The following is a 17,400-nucleotide window of genomic DNA, read 5'->3' on the forward strand; positions in this document are numbered from 1 at the left end:
CGCTATCCCTGAGTCGGCGACTCGATCTGCGCCGCCGGCACGTTCGTGCCTTCGAGGAAGTAGAACGGATAGACCATGTTGGTACGGGTGTTCGTACCGCGTACGGTGTAGTCGATCAGCACGTCCACACGCCCGTTGATTGCACTCGAGGCATCGATCTCGATACGCTCGACCGTCACGCGCGGTTCGAAGAACAGGATCGCCCGGTCGATGGCGTCGCGCATCTCGGTCATCACGCTTTCGCTGATTTCCTCGAAGACATAGGCCTTGATGCCGCAGCCGAACGTCGGCTGCATGATCCGCTCGCCGGGCACGGTCGACAGAATGATCCCGAGGCTTTCCCGAATATCGGTCTCGGCTTCGACCATCTGCGTGCGGCCGTTCGCGGCGTTGTCGCCGAAACGCGGCGGGAACGCCCAGCCAGTGCCGAGAAACGATTTGTCTGCGCTCATGCGCGCTCCCCCGATTCAGTCACCGATTCACCCACCGATCATTACCGTCGGGCAACCCATGACGATGGCGCCGCCGTGCGCGCACGTATCGCCGACGCGGGCGGCCGGTTTGCCGCCGATCATCACGGTCGTCGAGCCCATGACGATGCTATCCGGCGGGCCGACGCAAATGCAGTTGTCCGTCACCACGGCCGCAGGCAGCTTGCCCACAAGTACGGTCGGCACGCACGGGCCGATGATCGGGCCGCCGACGTGCGGAATCGGGGCCGGCACGGCGGGCGTCTGCATCGGACAGGTGTGCATGTCGGTGAGTCGGGCAGCCATCGGCATCTCGTGGTCTCCTGGGGCTGAGTCGTCTTATTTACGTGTCTGACGCGCTGGCGTCGTCAGTTGATCATCACCAGCGCGCCCTTGACGGTCGTCTGTCCGCTGGCCGAGAGTTCGGCCGTGGCCGAGCCTTTGGCAGTGAAGCCGACCTTCGCGGTGCTGCTGATGTTGAGCGCTTCGCTGGTGATGTCGGCCTGCGCCGAATGCTCGATATTCGCCACGGCGCTGATGCTCACCTTCCCCTGGGCGTTGATGACGATGTCCTTCGGGCTGTCGAGCGTGATACCGCTGGGCGTCATCTGGATCTTGTTGTCGTTCTGATCCGTCAGACAGATCGACTTGGCGTCGTCGCTCATCTGGATGGTGTTGTTCTGCGGCGTAATGAGCGTGATCACCTTCTTGTCGTCGTCGAAGATGACCTTGAGCAGCCCTTTCGTCCACAACGCCTTCGTATAGTTTTCGGCCGTCAGCTCATACGGCATCTTGCGCTGACTGCTGTAGACACTGCCGAGGACCACCGGGTAAGACGGATCGCCGTTGAGATAACCGAGGATCACTTCGTCGCCGATCTCCGGAATGAAGAACGCCCCGACGCCCGACGATCCGTAGAAGCTGGCAAGCCGCGCCCAGACACCGACAGTCTCCGCCTGAAGCACCTGCACGGCCACCTGAATCCGGTATTGACTCTCGGGGTCGGCGTCGAGCTTCATGACCTTCCCGATCTGCAAGCCGCCAACGCCCGGCAGCAAGCCGGACGCCATCACGTCGCCCGAGCCTCGCCGTTCGGCGAACGGTTCCGGCGACATGCCGAAATCCACTTCGGTGATCCAGTTGCCGTCGGCAATGCGATGCTGCACGCCGCTGACAAACACGCTCCCGCTGAAGCGCTTTCCTACGCCCACGAGTTCGATCATGGTGCCGGGTTTGGCCGCCGCGCTGCCCTGAAACGACATGCGTCCGCGAATTCGCGCAAGGGCGGCGCGCATTTGCGTGGCGTCGCTCCATGACTTGAGGTCGTCCGAAGGCACGGGGACCGTCGATTGCAGGCGAAAGGTCGACGGGCTTGCCACGGCGGCCAGCGTCGATGCGCTCAGATTGCCCTGCTCATACAGCGAGGTCGACGGCGACGTCTGCTGCACCATCGCCTGTGTGCTCGGATCCCAGGCGGCCGCCACCACGCTCTGCAACTGGGTGCGCGCATCGATATCTGCCGAGAACGACATCAGATCGATGCCGTAAGTCACCTTGAGCACGGCGGCAGCGGATGTCTGCGGCGCCTTGACGGTCACTTTGCCGTCGTCGTCTGCAATCACCAACGCCCCGTTGGCTTCGGCGCGCAGCAGCACGAAGTCCCAATCGGTGCTGTAGAACTGCACGATCTCCTTGTGCTGGGTGGTCGTTGCGGTCACCTCTGCGTCAGCGCCGACCTTCTCGATCAACTGACTGATGATGTCGCTGTCCTTGCTGTCGATGTAGTTGGCGTTGTTGCAGCCAATCGTCATCTTCACCGCCTTGTGACGGCACTCGATCACCAGACGCGCCTCGTTGTTTCCCGTGATGCGGATGCTGTGACGGATCACCACGCCGTCGAAGATCTGTGTAGCGTTCGCGCCGTATCCCGCGCTGATGACGATGGCCGTGCCCGGTGCGAATGTCTCCAGATCGCTCACCGGGAAGTCGTTATCGGGCATGTCGCCGTCGAGGATTTCGATGCGCGCCTGACAAATGCGGCCGACCGCGCGCTCGATGTCGACCGAGATCACGCGAATCGTGTCGGCAATGGCGCTGCCCCCGCTCGTGATCGTGAGCTTCAGGACAGCGCTGGTATTCAGGGCGGGAGAATCGGCCATAGGGTCAGACGGAAAATCGGGAAAATATTCAGACGAGCGGCGGGAAGCGCAGCATCATGCCCGGCTCCAGCTTGCGAAAGCCGGTCAGGTTGTTGATGCGCGCGACCTCGCGGTAATACGACGGATCGTTGTAGATGCGATTGCACAGCAGTGGCAGCGTGTCGCCGGCCGTCACCTCCACAAGATGGCTCAGGTCCGGCGAACTGAGATTCGCCCGCAACGAGCTTTCCGTCGCACTGACCCAGCCGACGATGCCCAGTGTGACCCGCGCGCGCAACGGCTCGCCGGTCGGTTTGAACATCGTGTAATCGAGTCCGATCGACTCGACCCGGCCGAAGAAGATGAACGTTCCCCAGAGCAGACGCACATAGTTGGGTTCATGCTTCTTGCCGTCGTACTTGTAGATCACCGCCAGCATGGCGTCGATCATGTCTTTCACGCTGCGCGAGCCGGTACCGTCGACGACACCGGTGCCGTCGAGCACGAGGTTGTCGATGGTGATGGTCTCGGGCCGCACCGCGCTGAAACGCGGTATGGCGCTGGGCTGCCCCAGCGTCTGCTTCTTGTTGTATTCGATGCTCAGCTTGCGCTTGTAACCGATCGGATTGATCAGCGCTTCGAACGGCGTGCGGCTGCTGTCCACGGAGATCTGCCCGCGGGAAACGGTGCACGGGGCGATACTGAACTTGCGCCGCGTGAGACTGGTCGCCATGACTTAACGCTCCCGGGCGCGTTCGAGCATTTCGCGCACCAGCGCCCGGCATTCCGCCAGCAGTTCCGCACGCGCCTGATCGTCAAACGTGCTCGCTGCGACAGGCAGACCCTCGACCAGTGCCGGCTGTCCGTCGCTCTGTGCCGCGCGCTGCACCACCGTCGATTTGATGCTCAGATGACCGATTTCGATAGGCATCGGTGAATCCCCCGATTCTTCGTATGTCTCGTAACGTCTCGTGCTGGCGTCGCGCTACGCCATGCGCGACGAAAACGTGTAGCTCAGCACGATCTTCTCAATGGCGACTTCGTTCTTCATAGCGCCGAAGCTCTCGATTTCCCACTTCACCGGATACGCGTTCGCGAAGGTCCAGATCCGGATCGGCACGTGCAGCTCGTCGAGCAACTGCACCATCAGCGTTTGCGGCCGGATCGGCACGATGAACTCGCCTTCGAACACGGAGCGGCACCACATCACTAACGGCGACGTCATGCCCGCAATCCCGCGCTTTAGCTCCAGATGCGGATGCTTCACGCCCTTGGGAAGCGTGTGGACGAAACGGTTCTCGCCGCCCTCGGGCACCGACTCGGTATCGATCTCCGTCGTGATACCGGAGACCTCCTGAAACGAGGCGTCGACAGCGCCCGCCGTGGACGAAAACATCACGCGGAAATGGAAAGCCGACGGCGGATAGGGATCGAAAGGCGATGACGGCATGTCGGGCAAACGGGGAACGCTTGGAAAACTCGGAAAGCTCGATAAGCAGAAGCCGCCAGCAAGGCGAACCGCAAGCCGGCGCCGGTGGCCCGCGCAGCGGGCGCACCAGTGCGGCGAACGAGACTCAACTGTTGGCGATCGTCAGACCTTCGTGCACGATCTCGATGGTCTCGATGGCGACTTCGTTGCCTTCGGACTTCAGATCGGTGCCGGTGATCTTCGTCGGCCAGGCGTTGGCGAGCGTCCAGACCATCGTCGGCTTGCCGGCCTCGTCGAGCAGGCTGATCGTGACCGGCACCCGCTTGATCGTGTTCATCTTGATCTGGTTGAACCAGTCCCAGAACTTGTTATCCGACTTGAACACGCCCTTCTTCATGGTGACGTTGCCGTACTTCTTCATGCCCGGCATCTTGATGACGGAGAACTCCGGGCTGTCGCCATGCCGGTACTTGATTTCCTCGGACTGGACATCCAGCCCGCTCACTTCCTGAAACGACATGACCTGCGAGTCCCACTTCACCTGAAAGTAGAACTTGGGAAGGGGCCAAACCGTGGTGGATTGTTTCGAACCATCGTCTGCCATCACACACCTCGTCTATGGATTGCATGCGGAAAATGCCGGTCGGTACTGGCGCCATTCGCGATTCACGTCGCGCACGCGTGACTCGACCGGTCAAACGGATCGTGACCTAGCGGCCTCAGGATTTCTGCATCTGTTGCTGGAACGTGAGTTCGATGAACTCGGCCGGGCGGCTCACCGCCACCAGCACCGTCACCTTGAGCATGCCTTCGAGAATGTCGTCGCCGGTCATCGTCTCACCGAGCCCCACGAAGACCTGGAAGGCGTCGTCCGGGCTCGCGCCGGCCAGTCCGCCGCGCTTCCACACGCTGGTGAGGAAGTTGCGCACCATGCTCTTGATCGTCACCCACGTATTGGCGGTGTTCGGCTCGAACACGTAGGCCTTGCACGCCAGACGCAGCGATTCTTCGATCATGATCATCGTGCGGCGCACGCTCAGGTAGCGCCAGTCGAGGCTGTTGCCGTCGAGCGTGCGCGCGCCCCACACCATCACGCCTTCGCCGATGAAACTGCGAATCGCATTGACGGACTTGCCCGTGGTCGGCACGTTCAGGTCTTCCTGATCCGCGTTGGAGATGTTCACGCTCGGCGAGACCACACCGTTCAGGCTGATGTTCGCCGGGGCCTTCCACACGCCGCGCGTGTTGTCGACCAGCGTGTAGAGCCCCGCCATGCCGGCGGCCGGCGGCATCAGATTGACCTTCTTCTGGAGCGCCTGAAGCACTTGCACGTAGACGTTGCTGATGACGCTCAACGTCTTGTGCAGCGTGGCAATGTCGTCTTTCGACATCGGCGCGGCGGGCTTGGCGTCGGCTGCGGGCGCGGCACCAGCGTCGGCGGCCTTCGCGGCGTCCGCGTCGCCATTGGCCGCCGGAGCGGCAGGCGCTGCGGCGGCGCCGTCAGCCGTCGCGGCAGGTGCGCCGCCCGTCAGCTTGGCGATCACATCCTTGACCTGTTTCGCCTTCGCCTTGTCGGCGGGCGACGCCGTGTCGGGCGGATTGATCACGGCGCCGAGTTCCGTGGTGATCAGCGTCTGGAGTTGCGCGGGGTTGGAAATCTTCGTGAAGTCGAGGTCCTTGTCCGTCACGATCGACGTGTTGACCCACGGGTAGTACGCCGCGCCGAAGTCGAGGAACGACGAGCCCACATCGTCACGGAAATTCGTGATGCAGTCGCCGCCGGGCGCCTGACGATCCCACATGCCGTCGAACAGGTCGAGAATCGCGAAGCGGTTGCGCATCGTATAGCCGCAGTGCTGAAGCGCGTGCGTCTGTACCTTCGCGCAGTCCTGCCGGGCGAGCCGTACCGCGTCTGGCACGAGCACCATCGTCGGCTCCTGCTCTTTGACCAGGGTATCGATGCCGTCGGTCAGCTTGCCCGAGTCGATGTCGCCGTCCGCATAGGTCCCGACCGACACGATGTAGCACGGCCCGCCGCCATTCTGGAAGAAGAACAGCATGCTGTAGTACAGCAGGTATTCCTTCGTCTGCGGGGTGAACTTGAACGGCTTGCGCGCACCCACGGCCCCGATGAAGAGATCGGTGACGACAGGACGCTTGGGCGGATCGCCCGCGCCGTCGGCCGGGGCATCGGCGGCGGGCTTGTCAGCGGGCTTATCAGCCGCTTTGTCGGTCGTGATGGCGTCGAGCGAATACGTCGTCGGCGGCGGCCCGCCGAAGTACATGACGAACTCGGCCATCGAACTGATGCGCCAGGGCGTGCCGCCCAGCGGCGTGCCCTTGTTATCGGCGAACTGCGTGTAGCCGATGAACGCTGGCACTGCCGTGGCGACTTCGACCACGGAATTGGGAAACGCGTTTTGTTCGACTACGTATACACCTGGTGTTTTGTATTGCGCCATGAGTTCACCTCGGTCATCGATGTCAATTGATGTAGATCTCGGATACCAGTACTGCCCGGCTTTGCGCCGATTGTTCAGCTTCCTGCGGTTTCTGCACCTTCGGCGTCTTCTGCGTCAGGCTGCCGATGTCGGCATTGGGCAGTCTCCGGATCAACACGCGTTCACCCGACCGGCCCCGTTCCCGCAACTGAAAGCGCTGCGGGTATTGCTGCTGCATTGCAATCTCTTGCTCACTCTCGAAGATCACCGCACGACGCCCGCCCGAGCGGTCCTCGGTGCCGGTGGTGACGAAACTCACCGTCTCGTCGAGATCGACGACGCTTAGCGCACCGCTGTCCTGCGGGCACACGTAGTAGTAGCGCCAGCAACTCGTGCGCGCGGCGAAATTGACCACGTAATCGATGCCGCGCTGCCTGTCGCTGTCATCGAGGGCGACCTGATCCGACAGATCGATCTGCGCGACCAGCAAGGGCGGATTCACACGATCGGCACGTTCGAGATGCGCAGCGAGTGCCGGCGTATCCACGGCAACGGCATCGGCCGCTTCGATGCACGCCTCGGCATGCAGGCGACGCGACGATGTCTGTCCGTCTAACGGAACGCTGGAGCGGCTTTGCACGACATAGACCGACGACCTGCCGGGCATGGCCGGCAGCGTATAGCTGGAGAAATCGGTGTCTTGCGCGTACCACTTGAAGGTGGCGACGGCGTCGCCGGCGCGAAGCCCGTCGAGCAGCACCGCACGACGATCCGACGCGCAAAACACGGCCACGCCCTGCCGGTGCGGGCGCACCAGCAAATCGCGCCGCCGCACCCAGTCGGCCGTCGCGGGCGTGGCGACGTAACGCAGCCACTCGCCTGGCGAAGGCCAGTACGCGTGAGTGACGTCGACAGTGAATAGCCGCGTGTAACCCGGCACTCCTGGCGCGCAAGCAGACGTAACCATGCCCGCGGTTCCGCTCAGTGGTTAAGTACAGGCACCGGCGCGCGCACGGTCGGCACGGTACCGGTGATGTCGTCGGTGTCGGGCGCCATCAGCCGCACCTTGTACAACACGGACGGCAGGTATTTACCGCCGAGCATCGTCCAGAGGTTGCTGAGCTCCCGGATATTGAGGTTCTCGATTTCCAGCACGAGCCTGTCGATGCGCGGATCGAGCGACGGCGACGAGCGACGGTCGAATACCGGATTGCGCTGGAAGAAGGCGATGGCGCCGGAGATGAGCTTCAGGGCATCTTCGTAATTGCCGCCGGTGAAATTCGCGGCGACCATCACGTAGAGATTCAGATAGAGCGGCGCCACGCCGACCGACAGATGCGAAGCGCCCGCGTCGCCGGGAATGCCCTTGCGCACCGGCCCGGTATCGCGCTCGATGTGTGTGAGGATGACAACCAGACGGTTGTTCGTATTCGCGACAGCCTGTCCGTTGAGGTCCACCAGACCGGACATCGTCACGATGTCGTCGGTCAGTGTGTAGGCTTGCTTCAGATGTTCGTTGAGCCGCCCCGCAAGGTGGCCCACAGCAGCGTTAATCATGGTTCCCCGATACCCTTTCGCAATGCGGTTGCAAAATCTGATTCGGTACGACACTTTCGACTACTGGAACTGGCCTGTCGCAAATTTTCCTACATCGTCTCGCATGACGAAACGCGACGATCTGGATTCCTGAGCGTTATGTTTCCGCCCGGTCAATCTGCTTTTGATTTTTTGCTGCGGAACTGTAGCACAAGCGCGTTGTGAATAGCGCGCTTGTGCAAAAACGTGAAAGACTTTTGGAAAGCTACTGAAATTTCAGGACGGACTGCCCTTGCATGTCCGGCGCTGGCACACCGAGGAAGTCCAGCACCGTGGGGGCGATGTCGATGAGGCTCGTTGCGCGTGTGATAACGCTAGCGGCAGCGCCATCGCCGCACTGGACGATCAGAAACGGGCGTGTCTCGTCCGGCCCCCATCCGCCATGCTCGCCGAAACCCGGTGTCTTGACCTTGCCGGGCTCCGCCGCCGCCCAGCGTTTGCCCCGGACGCCGAAATCGTTTCCGCCCGCCAGATATCCCATATCGATGGCCGCGACGACGCCCTCCTCGGTCGATACGCCTCGGCGCATCAACAATTCGCCCGTCTCGACCGCCCCCACCCACGTCTGTTCGCGCAACCGATCGAGTATCCCCAGAAACGCCGGACGTCCCGTCTCTGTCGCATAGATCAGGGCAGAGGTACCCTGCGCCGCGACCGCGATATCGCCACGGTCGACGAACGCCGCCAGCCCTTGCGTACCCAGCCACGCTTCGATATCGACGCTGTCGCCAATCGTCTCCTGCCCGTGATCCGAGCCGACGATCAGCAGCACGTCATCGCCCGCGTCCCGAAGCGCATCGACCGTCGTGACGACCTCGCTCACGCAGGCGTCCGCATGACGCAACGACGCGAGGTGCGCGGGCGAGCCCAGAGGTGCGCCGTGCAGCGTTGCGTCGGGATGCGCGAGCCACAGTACCGCGACCGAGGGTTTGCGCGCGCGCAGGACTTCCTCGCAGAAGCGCGACGTCATCTGCCGGTCACCGTCGAAATCCTGCCCGATGTCGAGCGCATCGGCCTCCGGCACCGGATCACCGCCGGGCAGAAACGATCCCGCGCGGTGATATATCGTGCCGAAGTGATCCGGATCGAGAAAGTACGCAGCGCCGGGCGAGACGTTCGACATGGCGACGAAGCCACGCATGCCGGCCACGCGTTCGGCGAGCGTCGGCACCTTGAGGGTGCGCCCGGTCGCCCGGCGCATGTGGTGTCGGAAGTCGGGATGCCCTACGTCGTACACCCGCACCTTGCCGTGCTCGAACAGCCCCATACGGTTGCCATGCAAACCATGTCGCGACGGCACACACCCCGTGGCAATCGACGCCGCCGAGACGCGCGTCACCGACGGGAACACCGCCTCATGCTGCGCAAACCACCGGCCCCGTGCCGCCAAGCGGCTCAGGACCGGGGTGTGCACCGGGTCGATCCAGTCCCGATTCAGCGCGTCGCAACAGACCAGCACGACCATCGGGTTTTGCTTCTGCGAGGACATCACACTCATTGCGGCAACAACGCCCCCACGTCAGCCGCCATTTCGGACAGCACCTTCTCCGGCTCGCCGGCACGCTTGCCGCTCGCGACCGATTCGAGTTTGTCCTTGATGACGTCGATGGTCTTCAAGCCGTTTTTGCCCGGGAACGCATACCAGCCAGACGCATACGGTTGCTCGCTCACGGCGACCGCATAGTTCGGGTTCGCCTTGTAGAAGTCGGTCAGCAAATCGCCAGCTTTCCGGTTCGGCGGGAAGTAGCCCGTGCGACGCGCCACATCGGCAGCTTGCTCTGGCTGTGCTGCAAAGCGGATGAAGCGCCATGCAGCCTGTTGTTTGGCCGGATCGCGTGTCGTGATGACGAGACCGTTACCGCCGGACGGCAGCTTCGACACGCCGGGCTTTAGATCGGGATACGTGCCGACCACGACCGGGAACCGACCGGCTGCCAGCTTCTGAATCGCGTTCAATTGCGACGACGATGTGGCGAAAATCCCGAGCGCACCTGCCGCGAATTGCTGACGCGCACTGATGTGATTCAGATAGGGCATCCCGCCCTCCTTGACGAAGCGGGCAAGCTGATTGATCGCCCACTTGCCTTCGGGACCACCGAAGGCGACGCGACGCTCAGCCGCGTCAAGCATCGTGCCGCCCCGGCTAAAGACCAGCGCCTGCCACATCCAGTTGCCCGTCTCGTCCCACGCGTAGAACAGCCCGTTATTGCCCGAACCCAGCGCATTGATCTTGCGTGACAGCGCAATGACTTCGTCCCACGTCTTCGGCAGGTTAGCCGTATCGCCACCCGCCCGTTTGACGAGCTCGCCGTTGTAATACAGCACCGGCAGCGAGATCGCGAACGGCATGGCGTAGCTGTGCCCCTTGATCTTGCCGGCGTCCAGCATCGACGACGTGATGCCCTGCGCGTCGAGCGACTTGTCGGCGGCGATCATCGCGTCGAGTTCCACCGCAACGCCGGCGTCGGCCGTCGCGCGGATGCTGCTCAGGCCCTGCATGGTGACGTCGGGTTGGGTGCCGGCGACGGACTCGCGCAATACCGTCTGGATGGCCTGCTCGTATTCGGCAGCGGGCGCACGGTAGACGATCTTGATGTCCGGGTTTGCCGCCATGAAGCGTTTGGCCAGTTCCTCCATCGCCGGGCGGAACAGGTCCGGGAAGGCGTAAAGGACGGTCAATTCCGTCTGTGCCGCGAAGGCCGGTGTGGCGACACCGAAGCCGCCGGCCGACACTGCGGCCATGACAGCCAGTCCGGAGAGTTGTTTGATCCAGGTTCTGCGTGCGTTCACGTCGATACTCCAATCGGAAAGAGGACGAGTCGTGGGATCGTCCCGTGGGTCATGCGGTTGTGGGGGGGATTGTGGGAATGGTTGTGGGGTTGCGACTGTCGCAATGCTGCCGTCAGCCTTTCAGTCCGGAGAGCGCAATGCCTTCGATGAAACGGCGCTGGGCCAGCAGGAACGCGATCACCAGCGGCGCGATGACGATGGACGCCGCCGCCATCAGCGCGCCGTAATCGGTGCCCGCCTCTTCGTTGCGGAAGAACGCGATACCCAGCGGCGGGAGCAATTTCTCCGGCGAAGACAAGACGATCTGCGGCCAGAAGAACTCGTTCCAGTGCGCCGTCACAGAGAAGATGCCGAAGGCGATCACGGCGGGTAGCGCCACCGGCAACATGAGCCGGAACACGATGGCGAATTCGCTGAAGCCATCGAGACGTGCGGCGTCGAGCAATTCGTCTGGAATCGTCTGGAAGTACTGCCGAAGCAGATAGATGCCGAAGGCGGAGAACGCATGAGGCAGCGCCACCGCCCAGATGCTGTCGACGAGTCCGAGCTGTTGCGCCAGCAGGAACTGCGGGATCGCCACGACCTGCGTCGGCAACATCAGACAGAACACCACGGCGCCAAACAGCACGCCGCGTCCGCGATGCGGGATCTTGGCCAGTACATAGGCACACGGCAACGCCAGCAGCAGTTGCAGCGCGAGAATCACCACGACCACGAACGCGCCATTCGCCAGATAACGCAGCATCGGCACCATTGAGAAGACCGTGGCGAAGTTCTCGGCGCAGGCGTAATGCGTCGGCAGGATGTGCAACTCGCGACCGAACACCTCGTTCGCCGGTTTGCATGCCGTCAGGAGCATCCAGACGAACGGTGCGAGCGAGATCAGCCCCGTCACCCAGAGCAACGCATGACGCACGACCCGCGTCGCGCGGCCTTGCCGCTTCATGTGGGCGATGCGGCTCATGCGACACCTCGTCGGTTCACAAAGCGGAATTTGAGCCACGTCAGCACGCCGACGAGCATGAGAAATACAACAGCGACGGCCGCACCACGACCGGCACGGAAGAACACGAACGCTTCGCTGAACATGGTGAAGAGCAACACTTCCGTCGACTTCTGGGGGCCGCCGCCGGTGATCACGTAGACGGTTTCGAATAGCTGGAACGACCGGATGACCGAGATGACGAGCACGAACGCCGTGATCGGCCGCAGCATCGGCCATGTCACAAGCCAGAAGCGATCCCAGGCCCGACCCGCGCCATCGATAGACGCCGCTTCGTGATACTGCGGCGAGATACCCGTGAGGCCAGTGAGGAACAGCACCATATTGAAGCCGGTCATCTGCCAGACACCGATGATCGCGAGCGACAGCAGCGCAGTCGCCGGATCTTCGAGCCAGCGAGGCCCGACGATGCCGACTTTTGCGAGCAGCAGATTCACCAGGCCGAAGCTCGGATGGAGCATGAATTCCCAGACGATCGCGATCGCAATCGTCGCGGCCATGACCGGCAGGAAATGCAGCGTACGGTAGAACGAACGCCAGCTCGACTGCGCATTGATCAGCAACGCGAGGCCGAGGCCGGCTACCGTCGAGACCGGCACGACGATGGCCGAGTACATCAGCGTGTGTGCGAACGACTTGCGGAACACGTCGTCGCCCGCGAGATCGGCGAAGTTATCGAGACCGATGAATGACAGGGTCTTCGCCCCGAGCCGGTAGTCGGTGAACGCGAGCGCGACGACGGCGATCAGCGGCAACACGAGTGTGATCAGGCCGACGAGCGCGGCAGGCCCTGCAAACCCGACGACAATGCGTCCCATTGCCGGAGCGGCATCCGGGCGACGCATGCGACTTGGCATCTGATCGGTCATCTGACGAGTCCGCTCAGCCATGCGCCACCTGCTGTCGCAATGCCGTGTCGTGCGGCATGGCATCGATGCGTTGTCCATCGGCATCGAACACCAGCGCGCGACCGAGATCGACGCCCACGCCCAGCCACTCGCCCTTCACCGGCGTGCGTCCCCGGCAATCGATACCGGCGACGCGAACGACCAGGCGGGCTTCACTATGGCCAGGTTGCGCGGTGGCCACAGCGACGTGAACCAGCACATCCGCGCCGAGATATTCGACGTTCAGCACGCGAGCGGGAAGCGTGCCTGCTGCGTCGGTAGTGGCCAACTGCAAGTGTTCGGCACGAAAGCCGACCGTGACGTCGGCGCCAGCGCTCTGCCCGACGTGCAGCGGCAACACCGAATGCAGGCCGATGGACAGCCCGCCGTCTCCGGCAAGCACCTTCGCCGGCAGCAATCCGATGCACGGCGTGCCGATGGTGCGCGCCACTTCGATGCAGGACGGCTGGGCGTACAACTGCGCCGGGCTGTCGAACTGGAGGATGCGCCCGGCGCGCATCACGGCGATGCGGTCCGCCATCGTCATCGCTTCGACCTGATCGTGCGTCACGTACACCGATGCCACACCGATGCGGCGATGCAGATCGGCGATTTCCGTGCGCATGGTGGTGCGCAACTCGGCATCGAGATTGGACAGCGGTTCGTCGTAAAGAAACGCGGCGGGCTGGCGCACGATGGCGCGACCCAGCGCCACACGCTGCCGCTGGCCGCCCGACAACGCGCCGGGCTTGAGATCGAGCACGTGGCCGAGCCCCAGCGCCTGCGCGACCTCGTGCACCTCGGCATCGATCTGCGAGCGACGTGCGCGACTCGCTGCCGATCCGCGCCACAGCAATGGCAAGCGCTCCCAGGCCGTCAACTGACGCATCGTGAGCGGCGTGGCAATGTTCTGACGCACGCTCAAGTGCGGATACAGCGCGTAGTTCTGAAACACCATCGCGACATTGCGCTCGGCGGCAGCAACGCCGGTGACCTCACGTCCGCCGATGTGGATCGCCCCTTCGTCCGGCCAATCGAGCCCGGCGATCATGCGCAGCAATGTCGACTTCCCGCAGCCGCTCGGGCCGACCAGTGCAACGAACTCCCCTTCGCCGACTGTCAGGTCGATGTTTTCGATGGCCGCGTGCGCGCCAAACCTGCGGCAAACGTTTTCCAGGACTACGCCGGCCATCTCGATTCCCCTGCCGTCTGAATGCTCATGACTACCCCTGACTCATTTGAGTCGCCGATAGTACATTTGGGATTTGACTCTTTTGTGACGGTAATGACCCATTTGTGCTTTTGGGCGAGATAGTGATACCTTTCGCGTGGCCGCCGTCAGGTGCGACGGCCTCCGAACCGATCCCAGGAATCCAGATGAAATTGCAGAACCAGGCTGCCCAGCACCAAGACATGCCTCCGGCCGAAGCACAGTTGATGGCGCGTATCTGTTGGGCCTACTTCAAGGAGGGGCAGACGCAGGAGGCCATCGCGCAGCGCATGGGGATCACCCGCAAGCGCGTGAACCGCGTGCTCAACGATGCCCGCGCAAGCGGCTTCGTGCAGACGACCATCAACAGTCCCGTGAGCGCCTACGTGGAACTGGAAGTCGGCCTTGTCGCCACGCATGGCCCGCGCGGTTTGCGCAACGCCATCGTGGTGCCCACGCCTGACAACGACGTCGATGTGCGCGTCGTCATCGGTGCGGCGGCCGGTCAATATCTCTCGGAACATCTCGCCGACGGAGCATCGCTCGGCATCACGTGGGGCGGCACCATCAACGCGGCGGCGCAGAACATCCTGCATCGTCAGGACCGCAACAACACTGTTGTGCTGATGTGCGGTGGACTGGCGCGCAGCACGCGCATCAATCCCTACGACAACGCCGCCATCTTTGCCCGCACGCTCGACGCGACTTGCTACTACATGACCGCGCCGATGTTCGCCGAGACCGTCGAATTGCGCGAAGCCCTCGTCGCCAGCGAACCGGTGCGCAGCGTGCTCGAGATGGCACGGCATGTGGATATGGCGCTGTTGAGCGCCACGGATCTGTCGGAAGGCTCCAAGTTACTGGAGTACGAAGTGATCTCGCGGGAGACCTGGCAATCGCTGCGTGATGCGGGCGCAACGGGCGATATCTGCGGTCATTACCTCGACGCCAGCGGGAACGCGGTCGCCCACCCATTGGTCGAGCGCACGATCAACCCGACGCTCGCCGACCTGCGCGCGATCCCCGAACTGATTCTCGCCGCCGGCGGTATGCAGAAGGTCCCGGTCATTGAATCCGCCATCCGTGCAGGGCTCGTGCACACGCTCATTACCGACGAAGCGACGGCAGCGGCCCTGCTTTGATGCCCGGATAGGGCCCCGCGCAGCATTTGGCGGGCATTCGACATCGTTCGGCAATCTGTCGAAAGCGCGTCGTTGCCGACGTCGATACGCTCAAGGTCTTTTGCAAGACGTTGCATGACGCTTGCAAGACCTTCGGAACGACGTCATGAAACGCAAGACCTTACTGCCCTGGCTGATGGTGTTCGGCGCAGGGCTTTGCCTTCGCACGGGCATCTCCTCGCTATCCCCGCTGCTCGACACCATCCAAGCGGCGCTACACCTCAGCAGCGGCGCGCTCGGCCTGCTCACGGCCATTCCGGTCGTGTGCATGGGCGTGTTATCGCCGTTGGGCCACGCGCTAGACCGTCGGCTCGGCCTGAAACGCTCGATGCTCGTGGCGCTTATCGTGCTTGCGATCGGTTTGGCGGCGCGTCTGAAAGCGGATGCTTATGCGTTACTCCTCGCGACAGCCGCGCTCGTCGGGATCGGCGACGCCATCATCCGCCCCTTGCTCAGCGGCTTCATCAAGGAGACGTTTCACGACAAGACGCATGCCGCGATGGGGCTTTACGCCACCGCCATGGGGGCAGGCTCCGCCGCTGCCGCCTATACGACACCGTTGCTGTCGACAGGACTCGGGGGATGGCAAGGCGGACTGGCGTTCTGGGCCATCCCCGCAGTCGTTGCCGGTGTCCTTTGGGCGATGTGGCCGGGCTCGGCCAACGAGACGGCAACAGGTACCGCAACGTCCACGCACGGTCTTCGTCGCGTCGAAGTCGCAGCCCTGACACTGTTCTTCGGCATGCAAGCGGGCTTGAACTACACCGTGGTTGCGTGGCTGCCGAGTCTTTATCAGGCGTCGGGGTTCTCGCCGCAGACCGGCGGTGCGCTCGTCGCGCTTTTTCTGATACTTCAGACGGCCACGAGCCTGTGCTTTCCCATCGTGCTGCGCGGTTTGCGGCTCGGCGTGGCGGGCGCAATGACGTTGTTCGCCACGATGGCGCTTGTGGGTGCGGCCACGCTATGGGTGCTCCCGCAGACCGCCTGGGTGGCGGCGGTCCTGCTCGGCGTGGCAACCGGTGGCCTGTTCCCGATTGCGCTGCTGTTACCGCTGGAATTTTCGTCGTCACGCAGCGATGCCACACGCCTGAGCGGCGTGACGCAATCGGGCGGCTACCTGCTCGGCGGTGTCACGCCATGGATCGCGGGCGTTGCCGTCGATCACACCGGGGCGGTCGACGGTATTGCGACGATGAGCCTGCTGACGGTCGCGACGTTGATCGCTGTGGTGATCCCGATTCGCGCGAGCTATCGACGCATGAAGCCCGCTGCGGTTGGCGGCTGACACCCTCGGTTCGTGACATACGCGGATTCGATAGAATGTACGCATCTCGCGAATCACTGCCACCCCTTTATCTGCCATGCCATCAGGATCCAGCCGCCAACAGTGGACGCTGATCGACACGTCGCCGTTGCGCAGACTGCCCCGGCCGGTCTACTTTCGCGCGTATCACATCGCGGCAGGCACTTGCGTGCGCGCGCACAAACACGCTTGGTGGCAATTCCTGTTCGCGCGCGACGGGCTGATGCAGGTCCAGGCCGGTGACATCAACTTCACGCTGCCGCCGGACTACGGGATGTGGATTCCGCCTCGGTGCGCGCATACGTTGTGGGTTGGCGAGGACGTCGCGCTGGAGAGTCTGTACATCGAACGCGACGCCATCGCCCTGCTCCCCGACACCGGCGTGCGCGTCGTGATGGTCGACGAATTCGTTCGCGCGTTTCTGCATCATGGCTGCACGGCCATCCCGACGCGGTACGACCCGGGCGGCCCCGACGCACGCAAAGTCGCCGTGTTGCTGGACCTGGTGCAAGCGCTTCCGGACGCCCCCTTCCAGTTGCCGTTCCCGACGGAACCCCGTTTGCTGCAAGTCTGCCTCGCCATTCAGGCCGACCCGCACCTGCCGCATACACTGGCAGACGCCTGTGCGTTAGCGCTCATGTCGTCACGCTCGTTTTCGCGCCACTTCGTCAAGGCGACCGGTATGCCCTATCACGCGTGGCGGCAGCGTATGCGGCTACTGGCGTCGATTGAGATGCTGCGCAGCAGCGCGTCGGTGACCGATGTGGCGCTGACCATCGGCTATGCCACGCCGTCCGCCTTCATCTACGCGTTCAAGCAGCTCTTCGGTACATCCCCGAGCCGATTCACCAACGTCGCGCGTTGATCGGCCCCCCGTGACGTATTCGGTGTTTGTCGCTAATGCAAAGAAAAACTTCGTCGCCGACGCAAAATATCTCGTTTGCCAACGCGC

18 protein-coding genes are annotated in these 17,400 nt (G+C 63.1%); 3 read left to right on the forward strand and 15 right to left on the reverse strand.

Annotated elements, in window-relative coordinates; translation table 11 throughout:
* Positions 1–2 precede the first annotated feature (2 nt).
* The 15 genes from A9762_RS15460 to A9762_RS15530 form a co-directional block, all read right to left on the reverse strand.
* Positions 3–452: a GPW/gp25 family protein gene (locus A9762_RS15460; protein ID WP_069342895.1), complete on the reverse strand. Its 450-nt coding sequence runs from the start codon at positions 450–452 to the stop codon at positions 3–5.
* Between the two features lie 27 nt (positions 453–479).
* Complete coding sequence (locus tag A9762_RS15465; protein ID WP_240493581.1) at positions 480–776, reverse strand: PAAR domain-containing protein; 297 nt, start codon at positions 774–776, stop codon at positions 480–482.
* 62 nt (positions 777–838) lie between these two features.
* Complete coding sequence (gene vgrG / locus A9762_RS15470; protein ID WP_069342896.1) at positions 839–2,629, reverse strand: type VI secretion system tip protein VgrG; 1,791 nt, start codon at positions 2,627–2,629, stop codon at positions 839–841.
* A 28-nt stretch (positions 2,630–2,657) separates the two neighbouring features.
* Positions 2,658–3,341: a peptidoglycan-binding protein gene (locus A9762_RS15475; protein ID WP_069342897.1), complete on the reverse strand. Its 684-nt coding sequence runs from the start codon at positions 3,339–3,341 to the stop codon at positions 2,658–2,660.
* Positions 3,342–3,344: 3 nt separating this feature from the next.
* A complete protein-coding gene (locus A9762_RS15480) occupies positions 3,345–3,539 on the reverse strand; it encodes a DUF5908 family protein (RefSeq protein WP_069342898.1) in 195 nt (64 codons plus the stop codon).
* Between the two features lie 54 nt (positions 3,540–3,593).
* Positions 3,594–4,058 carry a phage tail protein gene (locus tag A9762_RS15485; protein WP_069342899.1) on the reverse strand — a complete coding sequence of 155 codons (465 nt, stop codon included), beginning with the start codon at positions 4,056–4,058 and terminating at the stop codon, positions 3,594–3,596.
* Positions 4,059–4,182: 124 nt separating this feature from the next.
* On the reverse strand, positions 4,183–4,641 hold the full coding sequence (locus A9762_RS15490) for a phage tail protein (protein WP_039398341.1): 459 nt from the start codon (positions 4,639–4,641) through the stop codon (positions 4,183–4,185).
* Positions 4,642–4,756: 115 nt separating this feature from the next.
* Positions 4,757–6,499, reverse strand: coding sequence for a phage tail sheath C-terminal domain-containing protein (locus A9762_RS29210; protein WP_069342900.1), 1,743 nt, complete (start codon positions 6,497–6,499; stop codon positions 4,757–4,759).
* A 22-nt stretch (positions 6,500–6,521) separates the two neighbouring features.
* The gene (locus A9762_RS15500; RefSeq protein WP_139133243.1) at positions 6,522–7,445 is read right to left on the reverse strand and encodes a hypothetical protein; all 924 of its coding nucleotides are present in this window, start codon (positions 7,443–7,445) and stop codon (positions 6,522–6,524) included.
* Between the two features lie 14 nt (positions 7,446–7,459).
* On the reverse strand, positions 7,460–8,035 hold the full coding sequence (locus A9762_RS15505) for a DUF4255 domain-containing protein (protein WP_069342902.1): 576 nt from the start codon (positions 8,033–8,035) through the stop codon (positions 7,460–7,462).
* A 244-nt stretch (positions 8,036–8,279) separates the two neighbouring features.
* Positions 8,280–9,572 carry an alkaline phosphatase family protein gene (locus A9762_RS15510; protein ID WP_083253951.1) on the reverse strand — a complete coding sequence of 431 codons (1,293 nt, stop codon included), beginning with the start codon at positions 9,570–9,572 and terminating at the stop codon, positions 8,280–8,282.
* On the reverse strand, positions 9,569–10,864 hold the full coding sequence (locus A9762_RS15515) for an ABC transporter substrate-binding protein (protein WP_206093587.1): 1,296 nt from the start codon (positions 10,862–10,864) through the stop codon (positions 9,569–9,571). Before A9762_RS15515 ends, A9762_RS15510 begins: the two co-directional genes overlap by 4 nt.
* Before the next feature lie 112 nt (positions 10,865–10,976).
* Positions 10,977–11,828 (reverse strand): carbohydrate ABC transporter permease, encoded by an 852-nt coding sequence (locus A9762_RS15520; RefSeq protein WP_083253953.1) that lies wholly within the window; start codon positions 11,826–11,828, stop codon positions 10,977–10,979.
* The gene (locus A9762_RS15525; RefSeq protein WP_170836251.1) at positions 11,825–12,757 is read right to left on the reverse strand and encodes a carbohydrate ABC transporter permease; all 933 of its coding nucleotides are present in this window, start codon (positions 12,755–12,757) and stop codon (positions 11,825–11,827) included. The genes A9762_RS15520 and A9762_RS15525 overlap by 4 nt, the downstream gene beginning before the upstream one ends.
* A complete protein-coding gene (locus A9762_RS15530; RefSeq protein ID WP_069342904.1) occupies positions 12,750–13,946 on the reverse strand; it encodes an ABC transporter ATP-binding protein in 1,197 nt (398 codons plus the stop codon). Before A9762_RS15530 ends, A9762_RS15525 begins: the two co-directional genes overlap by 8 nt.
* Before the next feature lie 185 nt (positions 13,947–14,131).
* Between A9762_RS15530 and A9762_RS15535 the strand changes: the two genes are divergently transcribed.
* The 3 genes from A9762_RS15535 to A9762_RS15545 all read left to right on the forward strand — a co-directional run bounded on the left by A9762_RS15535 (position 14,132) and on the right by A9762_RS15545 (position 17,313).
* Entirely contained in the window at positions 14,132–15,106 is a 975-nt protein-coding gene (locus tag A9762_RS15535; RefSeq protein ID WP_083253954.1) for a sugar-binding transcriptional regulator, read from the forward strand.
* A gap of 145 nt (positions 15,107–15,251) precedes the next feature.
* Positions 15,252–16,430, forward strand: coding sequence for a CynX/NimT family MFS transporter (locus A9762_RS15540; protein ID WP_069342905.1), 1,179 nt, complete (start codon positions 15,252–15,254; stop codon positions 16,428–16,430).
* A gap of 76 nt (positions 16,431–16,506) precedes the next feature.
* A complete protein-coding gene (locus A9762_RS15545) occupies positions 16,507–17,313 on the forward strand; it encodes a helix-turn-helix domain-containing protein (RefSeq protein WP_069342906.1) in 807 nt (268 codons plus the stop codon).
* Positions 17,314–17,400 lie beyond the last annotated feature (87 nt).

Source organism: Pandoraea sp. ISTKB (genome assembly GCF_001721285.1).
GTDB classification, from domain to species: Bacteria; Pseudomonadota; Gammaproteobacteria; order Burkholderiales; family Burkholderiaceae; genus Pandoraea; species Pandoraea capi.

Coding starts and splice junctions, on each gene's coding strand:
- A9762_RS15505 (WP_069342902.1), bottom strand. CDS start 8,035: ATGATTAACGCTGCTGTGGGCCACCTTGCGGGGCGGCTCAACGAACAT.
- A9762_RS15465 (WP_240493581.1), bottom strand. CDS start 776: ATGGCTGCCCGACTCACCGACATGCACACCTGTCCGATGCAGACGCCC.
- A9762_RS15545 (WP_069342906.1), top strand. CDS start 16,507: ATGCCATCAGGATCCAGCCGCCAACAGTGGACGCTGATCGACACGTCG.
- A9762_RS29210 (WP_069342900.1), bottom strand. CDS start 6,499: ATGGCGCAATACAAAACACCAGGTGTATACGTAGTCGAACAAAACGCG.
- A9762_RS15475 (WP_069342897.1), bottom strand. CDS start 3,341: ATGGCGACCAGTCTCACGCGGCGCAAGTTCAGTATCGCCCCGTGCACC.
- A9762_RS15525 (WP_170836251.1), bottom strand. CDS start 12,757: ATGGCTGAGCGGACTCGTCAGATGACCGATCAGATGCCAAGTCGCATG.
- A9762_RS15500 (WP_139133243.1), bottom strand. CDS start 7,445: ATGGTTACGTCTGCTTGCGCGCCAGGAGTGCCGGGTTACACGCGGCTA.
- A9762_RS15490 (WP_039398341.1), bottom strand. CDS start 4,641: ATGGCAGACGATGGTTCGAAACAATCCACCACGGTTTGGCCCCTTCCC.
- A9762_RS15540 (WP_069342905.1), top strand. CDS start 15,252: ATGAAACGCAAGACCTTACTGCCCTGGCTGATGGTGTTCGGCGCAGGG.
- A9762_RS15530 (WP_069342904.1), bottom strand. CDS start 13,946: ATGGCCGGCGTAGTCCTGGAAAACGTTTGCCGCAGGTTTGGCGCGCAC.
- vgrG (WP_069342896.1), bottom strand. CDS start 2,629: ATGGCCGATTCTCCCGCCCTGAATACCAGCGCTGTCCTGAAGCTCACG.
- A9762_RS15520 (WP_083253953.1), bottom strand. CDS start 11,828: ATGAGCCGCATCGCCCACATGAAGCGGCAAGGCCGCGCGACGCGGGTC.
- A9762_RS15485 (WP_069342899.1), bottom strand. CDS start 4,058: ATGCCGTCATCGCCTTTCGATCCCTATCCGCCGTCGGCTTTCCATTTC.
- A9762_RS15480 (WP_069342898.1), bottom strand. CDS start 3,539: ATGCCTATCGAAATCGGTCATCTGAGCATCAAATCGACGGTGGTGCAG.
- A9762_RS15460 (WP_069342895.1), bottom strand. CDS start 452: ATGAGCGCAGACAAATCGTTTCTCGGCACTGGCTGGGCGTTCCCGCCG.
- A9762_RS15510 (WP_083253951.1), bottom strand. CDS start 9,572: ATGAGTGTGATGTCCTCGCAGAAGCAAAACCCGATGGTCGTGCTGGTC.
- A9762_RS15535 (WP_083253954.1), top strand. CDS start 14,132: ATGAAATTGCAGAACCAGGCTGCCCAGCACCAAGACATGCCTCCGGCC.